This window comes from Cutibacterium sp. (assembly GCF_030525615.1).
Taxonomy (GTDB): domain Bacteria; phylum Actinomycetota; class Actinomycetes; order Propionibacteriales; family Propionibacteriaceae; genus Cutibacterium.
This window is the reverse complement of the sequence record NZ_JAUNEJ010000003.1, coordinates 193,376-206,457: the sequence shown is the minus strand read 5'-3', so window position 1 is coordinate 206,457 and position 13,082 is coordinate 193,376. Positions and strand designations below refer to the sequence as shown.

General features: G+C 62.3%; 10 protein-coding genes and 1 riboswitch. Of the genes, 3 read left to right on the top strand and 7 right to left on the bottom strand.

What is annotated here, in order from left to right; all coding sequences use genetic code 11:
- The first annotated feature begins 5 nt into the window (after nucleotides 1–5).
- Nucleotides 6–1,181, top strand: a complete 1,176-nt coding sequence (locus tag Q4B98_RS06390; RefSeq protein WP_303196287.1) for a glycosyltransferase family 4 protein — start codon at nucleotides 6–8, stop codon at nucleotides 1,179–1,181.
- Nucleotides 1,182–1,261: 80 nt separating this feature from the next.
- Here the strand turns inward: Q4B98_RS06390 and Q4B98_RS06385 are convergent, their stop codons facing one another.
- From Q4B98_RS06385 to Q4B98_RS06370, 4 genes are all read right to left on the bottom strand, one after another.
- Nucleotides 1,262–3,367, bottom strand: coding sequence for an ATP-binding cassette domain-containing protein (locus Q4B98_RS06385; RefSeq protein ID WP_303196286.1), 2,106 nt, complete (start codon nucleotides 3,365–3,367; stop codon nucleotides 1,262–1,264).
- Nucleotides 3,364–3,984, bottom strand: coding sequence for an ECF transporter S component (locus tag Q4B98_RS06380; RefSeq protein ID WP_303196285.1), 621 nt, complete (start codon nucleotides 3,982–3,984; stop codon nucleotides 3,364–3,366). Before Q4B98_RS06380 ends, Q4B98_RS06385 begins: the two co-directional genes overlap by 4 nt.
- A 35-nt stretch (nucleotides 3,985–4,019) precedes the next feature.
- Nucleotides 4,020–4,123, bottom strand: a riboswitch (TPP riboswitch).
- Between the two features lie 265 nt (nucleotides 4,124–4,388).
- Nucleotides 4,389–6,884 (bottom strand): ATP-dependent helicase HrpB, encoded by a 2,496-nt coding sequence (hrpB, locus tag Q4B98_RS06375; protein WP_303196284.1) that lies wholly within the window; start codon nucleotides 6,882–6,884, stop codon nucleotides 4,389–4,391.
- Nucleotides 6,881–7,528 carry an NUDIX hydrolase gene (locus Q4B98_RS06370; protein ID WP_303196283.1) on the bottom strand — a complete coding sequence of 216 codons (648 nt, stop codon included), beginning with the start codon at nucleotides 7,526–7,528 and terminating at the stop codon, nucleotides 6,881–6,883. The genes hrpB and Q4B98_RS06370 overlap by 4 nt, the downstream gene beginning before the upstream one ends.
- A 126-nt stretch (nucleotides 7,529–7,654) precedes the next feature.
- Between Q4B98_RS06370 and Q4B98_RS06365 the strand changes: the two genes are divergently transcribed.
- Nucleotides 7,655–9,037: an NAD(P)/FAD-dependent oxidoreductase gene (locus Q4B98_RS06365; protein ID WP_303196282.1), complete on the top strand. Its 1,383-nt coding sequence runs from the start codon at nucleotides 7,655–7,657 to the stop codon at nucleotides 9,035–9,037.
- A 2-nt stretch (nucleotides 9,038–9,039) separates the two neighbouring features.
- Nucleotides 9,040–9,327, top strand: a complete 288-nt coding sequence (locus Q4B98_RS06360) for a hypothetical protein (RefSeq protein WP_303196281.1) — start codon at nucleotides 9,040–9,042, stop codon at nucleotides 9,325–9,327.
- 299 nt (nucleotides 9,328–9,626) lie between these two features.
- Here the strand turns inward: Q4B98_RS06360 and Q4B98_RS06355 are convergent, their stop codons facing one another.
- From Q4B98_RS06355 to wecB, 3 genes are all read right to left on the bottom strand, one after another.
- Complete coding sequence (locus Q4B98_RS06355; protein WP_303196280.1) at nucleotides 9,627–10,574, bottom strand: endonuclease domain-containing protein; 948 nt, start codon at nucleotides 10,572–10,574, stop codon at nucleotides 9,627–9,629.
- A gap of 310 nt (nucleotides 10,575–10,884) precedes the next feature.
- Nucleotides 10,885–12,006 (bottom strand): glycosyltransferase, encoded by a 1,122-nt coding sequence (locus tag Q4B98_RS06350; protein ID WP_303196279.1) that lies wholly within the window; start codon nucleotides 12,004–12,006, stop codon nucleotides 10,885–10,887.
- Complete coding sequence (wecB, locus tag Q4B98_RS06345) at nucleotides 12,006–13,073, bottom strand: non-hydrolyzing UDP-N-acetylglucosamine 2-epimerase (protein WP_303196278.1); 1,068 nt, start codon at nucleotides 13,071–13,073, stop codon at nucleotides 12,006–12,008. The genes Q4B98_RS06350 and wecB overlap by 1 nt, the downstream gene beginning before the upstream one ends.
- Nucleotides 13,074–13,082: the final 9 nt, after the last annotated feature.

Genomic DNA, 13,082 nt, shown 5'->3' with positions numbered 1-13,082 from the left:
GAAAGATGCCGCAACGCAAGGTCAGTGTCATCAACCACTACGCCTTCCCGCCCGGGTCGGGTGGTATCACCCGCAACTTCGATATGTTTTCGCGGCTGCGTGGCTGGCGGCCTCACTTCTATGCCGCCAACATCAACCACACCTCCGGGGAGCGGATGACCGTCGACGACCCGCGCTACACCTTGGTCCCGATCCCGCAGTACCAGGGGAACGGGGCCAAACGTGTTCTCGGCTGGATCGCATTCGCCGCCGGGGCCGGTGCCCGCGCTCTGGTGCGCCCAGCCGACGTCATCTTCGCCTCCTCCCCGCAGATCTTGGCCCCTGCCGCTGGCATGGTCGTCGCAGCTCTGCGTCGCAAGCCTTTCGTCGTCGAAGTGCGCGACCTGTGGCCAGAATCCCTGATTTCTGGCGGAGCCCTTAAGGAAGGATCGGCCCTCCACAAGGTACTTCAGGGGTTGGAGAAGACCATCTACGCTCACGCCCGCCAGATCGTCGTCGTGACGAAAGGCTGGGAGGATCACTTCCGCGAACTCGGAATCAACGTCGACAAGGTGACCGTCGTCCCTAATGGTGCCGACCTGGCCGAGTACGAGGTCAAGGAATCCCGCGAGGACCTGCGCAAGGAGTTCGGTATCGAGGGATTCACTGCGGTGTTCTCCGGCACCCACGCCAACTACGTCGGCCTGGACCTCATCGTCGACGCTGCCCGTCGTCTGCCTGACGTCAACTTCTTGCTCGTCGGCGCTGGTGCGCGCAAGCAATGGGCCATCGACGAGGTTAAGAAGTTGGGCTTGACGAACGTCACGTTCCACGACCAGGTGCCCAAGTCCGAGCTGGTGCGCATTCTGTCGGCCTGCGACGTCGGTCTGCATACCGTCTCCCCGCAGTCGGTCTTTGACAAGGGCATGAGTCCCAACAAGCTCTACGACTACATGGCTGCCGGGCTGGCCGTCGTCTCGAATGCCAAGGTGCCGATCCGCGACGTCATCAGCGACGACGAGGTAGGGGCCTGCGTTGACCCGAATGAACTCGTCGCTGGTATTCAGCGAGTGCGTGACGCCGACGAGGCCACCATGAAACGTTGGCACGAGCGCGCTCGAGAACTCATGACGAAGAAATACTCACTGCAGACGTCGGTCGACAAACTCGAGACAGTGCTGGACAAGGCCCTGTACCGCTGACCTCGAGTCTGTACCCCCTGACCTGGACCGAGTGGCTGAGGTGAATCGCGCGTTCTGCTTCCTGTCAGCTCCGTTTCCTGTCAGCCGATGAGAGCCGCCGCAACAGCTGGGACTGCCACGACGAGGACAGCGAGTGCAACGCCCCACAGGTCTCGGATTCTCCAGCGCGACTCGACGGCGTAGGTGCGCTGAGTTGCCGTCGCAAAGCCACGAGAATCCATGGCACGACTCAGCACCTCCGATGATCTCAGGGCGTAGAGCACCATCGCGAAAGTCATCGAAGACATGTACTTGATACGCGAGGACGGGGAGCGTTTCGGCCCCATCCCGCGCAAGTTACGTACGTCGGACTGGATGCGCCACTGGTCGCCCAGGTGCCCCATCCGAACCACGCCTGCTACCGAGGCCACCACCGGACGCTGCGGCAGAGGGGTTTGCTGGGCCAAGGCGTCACCAAAACGGGTGGGGTCAACCGCCGCCGAGGCCAGTGCCCCGGGCAGGACGAACACCAGGATCCTCAGCCCCTGACGGATCGCCTCACTCCACACCGCTGGACTGGTGAAACCGTTGTGGAGCAGCAGGGTCGTCCACACCAGCATGACCGCAGCGATGAGGACCGGAACTGTCCGCACCACCACGGGCTTAACGCGGCGCGAGCACATCGGGGCCATGATAACGGCGGGGATGAGGCCGATTGCGCCAATGAGCGGGGACCGCACGAAGAGGGACCCGACAATGCCCGCGACCGCGATGAGGAGAACGACGAGCGGGTTGATCGTCGTCAGGAAAGCCGACTTTTCCTGGGGCTTTTGGGCCGGCGCGGGATCCGGGAGGCGATACGAGGCGACGTCGACCACCTCGTCGGCCATCTCAATGACTTGGGGGTCATGAGAGGACACGACGACAGCGACCCCAGAATCAGCCGCGGCACGAATAGCTGCCAGCACACTGGTGCCACGGTCGTCGTCAAGACCAACGGTCGGCTCATCGAGCAGGAGTAGGTCGGGTTTTTGGGCGAGTGCAGCCGCGATGGCGAGGCGCCTCTTCTCCCCTCCCGAGCAGGTCATGGGATGGGAATCAAGGATCGGAGTCAGGCCGAAGGTTTTCACGAGGCCGCGCAGATCGGCGTCCTCAGCAACCAGTGGGGACGCGAAGAGCTCATCAGCGGCTGTACGGGCGACCAGGTAGTTTTCCGGGTTCTGGGGTACCCAGGCGGTGTGTCCAGGTTCCGGGAGGGTCAGGTCGCCGTCAGCCGGGGCGTCGAGGCCAGCCAACAGCCTCAGCAGGGTGGACTTGCCGACCCCGCTGGGCCCTGACAACGCGGTGATGTAACCGCGCCGAGCCGACATTTCGACCCCACGAAGCAACACGTCGTCGCATTGCGGCCGGTGCACATCGAGGGCGACGGCACGAGCGACCGTCTCACCGGCGTTAACGGCGTGCCGTGGCGTTTCGGTCGGCTCCCGCGAATCAAGGTAATCCTCGAAGTCCCAGATGTGTTTGAGGGTGCCGTGATCGGTCAGTTCGACAACCTGGTCAAGGATCCCGCGCCACTGATCGGGGTGGTGATCGACGACGAGGACCGTCCGGTCGTGCGCCATGCGGGCAACCTCGTCGCGGATTGCGGTGGCCGATTCCTCGTCAAGCATCGAGATCGGCTCGTCGAGGAGGAGAAGGCCCGGGTCAGTGGCCAAAATGCCAGCGATAACGAGACGCTGCATCTGCCCGCCGGACATCTTCGTGGTGGAGTGGTCGACAGGGATTGTGAACCGGGCACGCCGTCGAGAATCCTCCACGATCGACCACATCTGCTGGCGGGGGACGCGATGGTTCTCGGGGCCGAAAGCAATGTCACGGCCACAGGTCGCGGCGACGATCGAGTGAATCGGTTCTTGCTGCAACAGACCGATGTTGACGCCGGTGTCCCACGTGCTCACATGGCCGGTCAGGTCGTGGCTCTCCTCGTCCAACAGACCGCCGATGGCGTGCAACAGGGTTGTCTTGCCAGCCCCCGAAGGCCCCGTGACGAGCGCTCTTGCACCCGCTGTCAGGTGGAGGTCGATGGGTCCGAGGATAGGGGTGTCGCGGGCAGGGACACCGACCGTCAGTCCTTCGACGTCCACTGACACGGCGCGATGACCGGAGACCTCGGCGACCTGATCGCCTCGAGCCAAGACGTCGGTCATGACAGGTTTCGAGAGGCTTTGGCACCCTTGGCTTTACGCAAGTCACGGGAGACTGCGAAGGGGTTGAGGGCACCGGCGGCCGCCAAACCACGGACGATGCCCCAGGCCACCAAACCGCCGAGCAGAGCACCGGACACAATCATGAGGATGAAGTAGATGACGGTGTCGCCGAACCGGAACATCGGGTAATAGGCTATGCGCTCGTATACGGCCTCAACGACACCAGTAAGGGCACCAGCGACGACAGCAAGCTTCGGTCCAGCCTTGCGGTACATGACGACGAGCAAGCACAACTCCATCGGCAACCCCTGAAGGACACCCGAAATGAGAGTACCGACCCCCCATTGACCACCGAGAGCAGCCTCGATGGAGGCGGCGAGGATCTCCGCGAGGAGAGCAGCCCCGGGTTTGCGGACAATAAGGCCAGCAATGAGGGCAGGCAGGAACCAGATACCGGCGAGAATGCCCTCTGCCGGCTCGTACAACGAGGTCACCGGCTTGAGAAGGCTATAGAGCGCGCTGTAGCCAAGGAAGATGACCCCGAAAGCCACCGCGATCATCACAGGGGTCACGATGTCAATGGTGCGGTAGCGCAAAGCGGGTTTGTCGTTGGTCATGGAAGTCCTTCCGTTCATTCGGAAGGGGGCGCACATGCGCGAAGAGCCCGACTCCCTACGCCGGTCCTAACCGGTTCAGGTTCGAGGGTCTGGGCGGTGCCCACTCTCAGCATCTGGTGATGCTCCCCTGTCGTTGAAGCCCATCGTAGTCACATTTGAGGGGGATGTCTCCATCGCGAGACGGCGATCATAGGCTCGGGCGTCTCCTGGGTCCGTGGCACGGGCTGTGGCGGCGTTGAGTACCTAACCCTTTGGTGGAAATCGGGGTGGTAAACCTGAGTCGTGCCATCTCACGTGGCAGGTCCCGTTGTTATAACCCCGATGTCCACAGGGGCACGGCCGACACGTTGTCGGTTTAGGGGTCGGTTTTGGAACCCGGGGTCGGGTACCGGGTAGCACCGTCGTCAGCGATGTCCCAACGCCCGGTTGGTACGTTTAGTGGCCACGGCTGACACAGGGTCCTCGGGCCAAGGATGTTTGGAGTATCGTCCACGGTTTTCCGCTCGCACCAAGGGATAGACGTTGGCCCAAAAGCTAGCCAGATCATCGGTAACGGCCAGCGGACGTCGGGCCGGAGACAACAGATGGAGAACCACCCTGACACGGCCACCACAGATCGTCGGACTGTCGGTCCAGCCAAAGCACTCCTGCAGCTTAACCGCGAGGACAGGAGCGGCATCGCTACCGGGTTCCGGGTAGTCAACGCGGATTCGCGACCCACTAGGAACCGTGATCGTCTCAGGCACCATTTCATCGAGGCGTGCTGATTCCTGCCATCCCAGCAGGTTGCGCAGCCCAGAGGTGGCGTCACTCCCTCTGCCTGCCGCCAGGCCATCCAGGTCAAGCCATTCCTCGGCCCGAGCAATGAGAGCCTCATCACTGACGTCGGGCCAAGGCTCGCCCAGAACCCGGTGGGCCAGGGCGAGCCGACGTCTCAAGGACTCACCGTTCTTCGTCAGCCCTACTACCTCGAGTCCCCGGGATCTCACGGCTTCCAGCACCGCCCGACGAGCCTCACCGCGCTCGGGCCGGACTGGGGTGGACGACAACTCGATGGCGCCTAGACGCGAAATACGCCTGCCATGTGCCTTCCCATCATCCCAGCTAACCGTAGTCTCGGTTTCCAGCATGGCCGCACCAGCTTCGAGAGCCGCCGATTCCGAGAGCGGGACCGCTGCCCGGATGAGGGCACCGCCGGCAGTACGAGAGGTGCGGGCAACCGCCAGCCACGGTTGTCCGATTAACCCGGGCGGGCAGCTATGAGGCAAGTCGGCCCCGGTACCACAGGCCAGCAGGTAAGACGATGACCCCTCGCCTCGACTGCGAGCGATCCACCCTGGGCGCGCCATGGACACCACAGCGGCGGCAGCATTGTCGTCGGTGATGCCGGTGTGTGGATAATCTGCGACGAGGTGGGAAAGCCGGTCGGCCTCGCGACGCCACGTCTTGGTATCTGGGTGACGACCATTCCGCAGTTGACGCCACTGCCCCACCAGATCGACCTGTCCATCCTCAAGGCCGAGCATGGCGACGATCTCGGCGCACCGGCGGGATCCGACAAGCGGTGCCCCGTCAGTCAAAGCCCTTGCCAGACGCGGGTCGAGGGGCAGCGTTGCGAGCTGACGTCCTCTCTCGGTGACACGACCTTCGGCGTCAACAGCCCCAAGATCACGCAACACCTGCTCCGCCTCGGCCACCCGGTCCTGTGGTAATGGGGTTGGTAAACCCATACCTTCGCCACGCGGAGAACCCCAGACGGCCAGCGCCAACAGCGGTGCCACAAGATCAGCATGATCGACCTCGGGAGGAGGGGCGGCGTCCATCCCGGACCAGTCCTGGGAACGCAGGCACCGGACCGCAACGCCAGGTCCGAGGCGGGCTGCACGACCCGCTCGCTGAATTGCCGAAGCTTGCGATTCCCGGACAGTTACCAAACCCGTCATGCCACGACCACGGTCCAGACGCGGTTCACGGGACAGTCCGGAATCGACGACGAGTCTGACTCCCGGGACCGTCAGGGAAGACTCCGCAACCGCCGTCGAGACGATGACTCGGCGCGTCTGACCTGGGTCTGACAGGGCACGATCTTGCTCACGCACTGACATGGACCCTGACAGCCCTACGACCTCAACGTTGTCGAGCCGGGAGCGCAGATCGGCGACAACATGGTCAACCTCGCGCACGCCCGGCACAAAGACCAACGCTGAACCATTGCGGTGGCGATCAAGAGCCTCAACGGTGACATTGCCAAGGTGTCTGAGGAATTCGCGTGTCACACCCCGAGAATCCACAGGTGATCCAGGAGGGGGAGCCCACTCGATTTCGAGCTCATGCAAGGCCGAAGGAACCTCGACGACCGGCGCCGACCCGCCCGCCCCGAGCAGGTTCGCCCACCCCGAGCTATCGACAGTGGCCGACATCGCCACAACCGTGAGGTCCTCGCGTAACTGGGCCACCTCACAAACCATGGCGACGACGAGATCAGCGTCGAGGTGACGCTCGTGGACTTCATCGAGGATGACGGCATCAACCCCTGTCAGGTCAGGGTCACGCAGTAACCGACGCAGCAGAACCCCGGTTGTCACGAACTCGACCTTGGTGTCTCGAGTTGTCGTCGATTCTCCGCGCACGGTGTGAGAGGCGAACTCGCCGGGGCGGGTGCAGGTGAGTGTGGAAAGTCGGCGTGCGGCGGCTCTGGCTGCCATGCGTCGTGGCTGAGTGACGATAACCCGACCAGATTTCCACGACGCGACCAGAGGCGGGACGAAGGTCGTTTTACCAGTGCCCGGCGGAGCGACGATGACGGCCCTCCCAGTACGCACCGCTGTGGTGATGTCGTCGCGATAAGAGGCAACCGGAAGTCCCTTGCCCACTACGTCAAGGTCAACGGCGCGCCTCACTGGGCCGTCTCCCACCCCTCGGTCTCCCTCTCGTCGAGAGGATCGGGTGCGGTGGCCTCGGCAACCGTGCGGTCTGTCATCGCTTCTGCGGGAGCATCCCTCAAAGACCAGTCTGTCGCCGGGATCGGAATCCAAGAATCAGCCACCCTCTCGACGATCATCGTCATAATCATGACAGCGTCAGGCTCAGCATCCGGGAGTGCGGCGAACTCGTCCGGGCTGACCCACTGAAGTTCCTGGGACTCGCCGGGACGGGGCTTCTCTGCTGGGTCCTCATCGGCAATCATCGCCATGACAATGTCGGAGTGAAAGTGACCTGAGTACGGGCTATGAGTGTTCAGGAGCGCCGGCGTCGGGTGCATAAGGTCATGTACTCCGTCGGGAAGTCGATTCCACGGCTGTAAGACACTCAACTGATCGATGTGGTAGCCAGTCTCTTCATGAAGCTCATGGACGAGGGCCTGCCACGGGTTCTCGGTGTGTTCGACGTGCCCACCCGGCTGGATCCACAGGTTCATTTTGCGGTGTTTGTGCACCAGGGCTTTCCATTGCCAACCACGAGGGTTGTCGGACGGGAATCGCCTGAGGATCCAGGCACTGATCGTGATGTCATGTCCGTGTGGCTGGGTGTGGAGATGTGGCATAACCCAAGCCTGTCACGCTGCAAGCTGAAGCGCCCATCCATATCCTGCCAATAAAGCCAAACACATTGCGAAATAGCGCTCATTCTTGGGACAATAACGCTGTAAAACGACTATTCGGAGGATCAAATGGACATCGCTACCCTGCTGTCGGACATTGGTCTGCCGGGCCTGGGTCGTAAACCGGTTTTGGCGGGTTCCAAACCCCGCGTCGTGATCGTCGGTGCTGGTTTCGGTGGCTTGACCGCCGCTGAGAAAACTGCCGAAGCGGGGTGCGATGTCACCCTGATCGACCGTAACCCCTACACCACGTTCCAGCCGCTGTTGTACCAGGTCGCTACCGGAGGCTTGAATCCTGGTGATGTCACCTACCGCCTACGTTCTTTCGCCGCTCAGAACGGCCCTCGCACCCGATTCCGCCGTGCCTCTGTGACCGGTATCGACACCGAGAACCGCATTGTCAACGTCGACAACGGCGACCCGATCAGGTACGACTATCTCATCTTGTCCCAGGGCGTCGGAGCCAACTTCTTTGGTACCCCCGGTGCCGCCGAACATTCCTACACCATCTACACCCGCGCCTCCTCGCTGCGCGCACGTGACGCCATTTTCACATACCTCGAGGATCTCGACACCCAGCGTGACAAGACCTTTGACGTCATCATCGTTGGTGGCGGCCCGACCGGCGTCGAGATGGCCGGCACCTTGGCCGAGATGAAGTCGATCGGGATCCCGGCGATCTTCCCCGACGTTTCCACCGACCGCGTCCACGTCGCCCTGGTCGAGATGGCTGACCACCTTCTCATGCCATTTGACCCGGCTCTGCGCCACTACACTCGCCGTCAGCTACAGAAGCGCGGCGTGGATGTGCGCACCAGCACCGCCATCGCCGAGGTGCGGGAGAATTCGGTGCTTCTCAAGGATGGCCAGACCCTCCCCGCAGATACGGTGATCTGGGCTGCTGGCGTCGGGGCCCACAAGTCCGTTGCCGACTGGGGATTCGAGCAGGGCCGCGGCGGTCGTATCGCCACCGATGGCACCCTCCGGGTTAACGGCCAGGAGCGCGTCTTTGCGGTGGGCGACGGTGCCATTAACACCGAAGATCCAAAGCCTCAGCTGGCTCAGCCCGCTATTCAGGGAGGTGCGTGCGTCGCCCGCCAGATCGTCCACCTCGAACTCGGCGAGCCGCTGGAAAAGTTCGAATACCAGGACAAGGGCACCATGGCCACGATCGGCCGCAACTCGGCTGTCGTCCAGTTGTCCGACAAACTGAAGTTCACTGGCATCGCCGCATGGCTAACCTGGGTGACGGTACACGTCTACACCCTGCTGGGCGGTCGTAACCGTCTGCAGGCGATGATTAACCTCGGCGCTCGCTACATCGCGTTCCATCGTGAGGCCGGGGCTATCGTCGGTGATGTCCTCACCGAGGAAGGCAAGGAGAATAAGACCAAGGACGCTCTTCGCGACGATGACGAGAAGGGTGCCAAGCCCATCGACGGGAAGAAGTGAACATGAGCAAGACCGAGATCAACGCCGAACAGGTCGACAAAGGAACCGTGATCGCTGTCGCGGCGGTTGCGGTCGCTGTTGTTGGAATCGTACTGATGGCGGTGCACAGGGGACCCAAGGATAAGAAGACGGCTTCTCATGACCCGGCCGTGTTCGATGATTTGGCCAAGCGCAAGCCTGCCGGCGGCCGAAGGGTTCGCCGACGTGACCCGCGGGCCGACGGTCATGCCACGCCTATGGGTGGCACCGGGCGTGTGTCGAGCGCCCCAGCTTTCTACTCCTACAAGTGACGATTTACTCCTAGCAGTGGACGGGGGGAGGGTGACGCGATAAGCGCTCCCTCGCCCTTTTTGTACCGCGCTTCACAGACTCGGACCCAGCAGATGACCAGGGCCTCGTGTGGCAATGGGGTTTCTAATGGCCGATGGTGCTCCGTCACGGCGCAGATGAGGTGGTCAGCGCCCCGTTTTCCACAGCGCGACAGTGGAGGACGCCTGAGACGGAAACGTACAGCTCAAGATTGAGCCGACAAATGTAGGCGCGAACGACTGGCTACGGTCCGACGCCACGGCGAAGATCACCCAATACCTCACGCTGGTGCAACACCGCTCATGATCTGCCGCAGAGCGGCCTCGGTGAACATCTTTCTGGGCCGGTGACGTCGATGTAGATGAGAGGCAAGCCAGTCCAGAATGAACCTGGGATTCTTGCGGAACATCGTTGGGGTGACGTGCAGCACTTTCCAGCCGTGACAGTCCAGATGAGCTGATCTCATCATTGTTTCCTCGTACCCCTCAACGGTGCCGTGAACTGATCGGCCATCAATCTCCAACGCGACCTTCTCGGCGTCGAAGGCTTGATCGAGATAGTAATACCGATCTCCGACTCGGACCTTACGGTTGGGCTTGTGACCAGTGATTCCGGTCGCGCGCAGCACCCTGCTCATCTCCAGTTCCGGAATCGACCAGGCGGCCAGAAGAATGTCAGCCACCGCAGCATCGACCTCAGCTTTGGGATAGCGGCCTGTCAGGCTTTTGCGCGCCTGTTTACACGATTCCGGAGTCACGATCCGTTGCCGGAGGGCCTCGCAAACCCACTCCCACTCCCCCTGAATCGCGAGGACGAGGACTGATACCTCAGCGGTGGCAATCCGAACCCGCTCCCGCTCGGTCACAAAACGGTAGGGCACATGCCAGCGACGCACCCGAATGCCCGGCCGAACGAGACGCCGAGTTGAGGAAAAGGCTTCTACTTCGTTGACTGTGCGGAAATCCATCGGCCTGTTGGTGCCGGGGGCGGTCATCCCGAGTAGGAGAAGGGCTGCTTTTCCGACAATCACCACCTCGCGGTGCCACAGCAGCAGAGCGCGGATGATCGTTTTCGGGTCTCTCGCCAGGGCTGTCGCGGCGACCACTCCTGGCAGGATACGGACAGCGTCTCCCCGGGCTACGGCTCGGTCTGCCTGACCGCGAATGTAACTGTGACGGTGAACACGGGCAACGCCTCGGTAGTCGAGTTGTTCTTGAAAGTTCCTCACACCCAGATTTATCGTCGGGCACCGCGATTTCCGCCAGGCAATTTCGATTCTGTGGATAACTCCGGTTGGGCCGCCGACGCACCTGTGGAAAACCGTCTTCTGAGGCCCGGCCTTGCTACCTACGCCGACTCAACGAGGGATCATCAACCCGATCGCCACAGCAGCGATCGGTAAGGCCCGCCTTGGAAAGCCTCGCTGTGTGGTGTCGAGCTGGATTGCGGTGATTGCCCAGGCCTGCCCAAAAAAGGAGACCCACCATGTGGCCCACAGAATCGATGGCCTGCGAGCCACCCGGACCGCGCTGGCTCCCTCAATCCTCGAGTAAGCGACCCACCAGCCCGGTCAGCGCCTCCGCCTGTGACTCGAAATTCAGGCCTGCCTCAACGGCTCGCCGTCCGGCCTGGCCAATCTCACGGCACCGGTTCGAATCGGCCAGCAACTCGGCGAGGGACCCGGCGGTCACCGCGATGTCCTCGGTGTCAACAAAGATCCCGGCCCCATATCTGCCGAACATTTCTCGCCACGCCGGAAAATCGGACGCGGCGAATGGCAGCCGCGAAGCCATGTACTCGAACAACTTGGTCGGCAGGGAGGCGACATAATTCGGCAGCGGTTTGAGAAACACCAGCCCAATCTGACCGCTGGCCAACACCTTCGGTACTTCGGTCGGGCTGACAAGGCCCAAGTGATCGACGAACCCCTCACCCACAGCGCGATCAACAGTGTTCTGACACCCTGAAAGTACCCGTCCAGCCAACACCAGATGAGCCTGCGGAACCTGACAACGAATCCTGCGCGTCACCTCGATCATAAAGGAAAGCTTGCGCTCCTCGGACAGATCTCCGACGTACACCAGACGGCCCGGGACCGGGTCCGGGGTCACGTCGTAATTGCCCAGCCAAGGATAGTTGCGCACCACTGTCACCGGGGAGTGGTGGAATCTCTGCCCCACCGTCTCGGTCGCGGCGACGACCGCGTCTGCCCCACGGTCGGCTAGCCCCACAAGCCCGCGCGCCGCCAACCGGGCCAGCGGCCGCGTCAGTTTACCGAGGTACGGTTTGGTGTCTACCTGGCCGATGAGGTCCTCGTGGGCGTCGTAAATGACCTTACAGTGATCACGATGCCCCCACAGCAGCGCTAGCGGAATGAGCTCGGGATCGTGAATGTGCAGCACCTCGGGCTGAAGCACCTGCAGGTAGTGCCACGCCTCTCGCTGGCTAAGGATCAGCCGACGGACCCTCCCCTCCTCACGGTGCAATGCGACGACCGGAATCCCATTATCGATCCCGTCGCGTTCAGCAGAGATGACGAGATGATAGTCATAGCCGGCCTGGACCAAGGCCCGCGCCTCCTTGTTGAAAACCCTGTTGTCGTGGCCGTGATGCACCGTCGACAGAGACACCACCCTGCCGATACGGGGGGAATCGGTCATCAGTCCCTCTTACCGGCCTCGATCAACACCTTGGCAACGTTGACAGCCGCCTTGCCATCCCCGTAGGGGTGTCCTGGATCGCCTTCCGGGGCCGGGCGGGTGGCATACTCAGCGAGGTGCTCAGCGTCGGGGTCGAGCACATTCCAGCCGTTCTCAATGGTCTCCACCCACTCAGTCTCGGTACGCACCGTGGTGCATATAGTCCCGAGCAGGAAGGCCTCCTTCTGCAAACCGCCAGAGTCAGTGATGACACCAGCAGCATGGGTGACGGCATTGACCATGTCCGGGTAGGCCAGCGGGTCGATGGTGGTGAGATTTTCGCGCGCGATCGTGATGCCGTCGGTCTCGGCGCGGGCGCGCAGGCGTGGGTGGACCGGGAGGATGATCTTGCGGTCCAGGGCGCCGAGGGCGTCAAGGATGTGGGAAAGACGCTCAGGGTCGTCGGTGTTATCGGCGCGATGGATCGTCGCCATGACGTACTCCTCACCCTCCTTCACGCCGGGCACGGGGCGTGGGTTGGCGAGAACAGAATCACGCACCTGCAGGCAGACGTCGGTCATGACGTCACCGACGAGCACAGAACGCTTGGCTAGTCCCTCGTCAGCTAAATGGCCCATAGCCACCTCGGTTGGGGCCAGACACAGGTCGGCTGCATGATCGGTGAGAACGCGATTGTGTTCCTCGGGCATACGACGGTTGAAGGAACGCAGGCCGGCCTCGAGGTGGGCCACCGGCAGGTGCATCTTGACGGCGGAAAGAGTGCCAGCAATGGTCGAATTGGTGTCGCCGTACACGAGCACCCAGTCCGGTTTCATCTCCTCCAGCACCGGATCGAGCTGCTCGAGCATACGCCCGGTCATGACGCCGTGAGAACCACCGCCGACGCCCAGATGCAGATCAGGGTTCGGGATACCCAGCTCGATGAAGAAAGAGTCCGACATATTGACGTCGTAGTGCTGGCCAGTGTGGATGATCTTGTGATCGATCCCCTCAGCCGCGAAGGCTTTGGCCACCGGAGCCAACTTCACGAACTGGGGACGAGCCCCGACGATACTTACGACGCGCACGAGTGACAC

Excerpts from the sequence above, each read along its gene's own strand:
- Q4B98_RS06390 (WP_303196287.1), top strand. The coding sequence starts at position 6 with ATGCCGCAACGCAAGGTCAGTGTCATCAACCACTACGCCTTCCCGCCC.
- Q4B98_RS06385 (WP_303196286.1), bottom strand. The coding sequence starts at position 3,367 with ATGACCGACGTCTTGGCTCGAGGCGATCAGGTCGCCGAGGTCTCCGGT.
- Q4B98_RS06380 (WP_303196285.1), bottom strand. The coding sequence starts at position 3,984 with ATGACCAACGACAAACCCGCTTTGCGCTACCGCACCATTGACATCGTG.
- Q4B98_RS06370 (WP_303196283.1), bottom strand. The coding sequence starts at position 7,528 with ATGCCACATCTCCACACCCAGCCACACGGACATGACATCACGATCAGT.
- Q4B98_RS06365 (WP_303196282.1), top strand. The coding sequence starts at position 7,655 with ATGGACATCGCTACCCTGCTGTCGGACATTGGTCTGCCGGGCCTGGGT.
- Q4B98_RS06360 (WP_303196281.1), top strand. The coding sequence starts at position 9,040 with ATGAGCAAGACCGAGATCAACGCCGAACAGGTCGACAAAGGAACCGTG.
- Q4B98_RS06350 (WP_303196279.1), bottom strand. The coding sequence starts at position 12,006 with ATGACCGATTCCCCCCGTATCGGCAGGGTGGTGTCTCTGTCGACGGTG.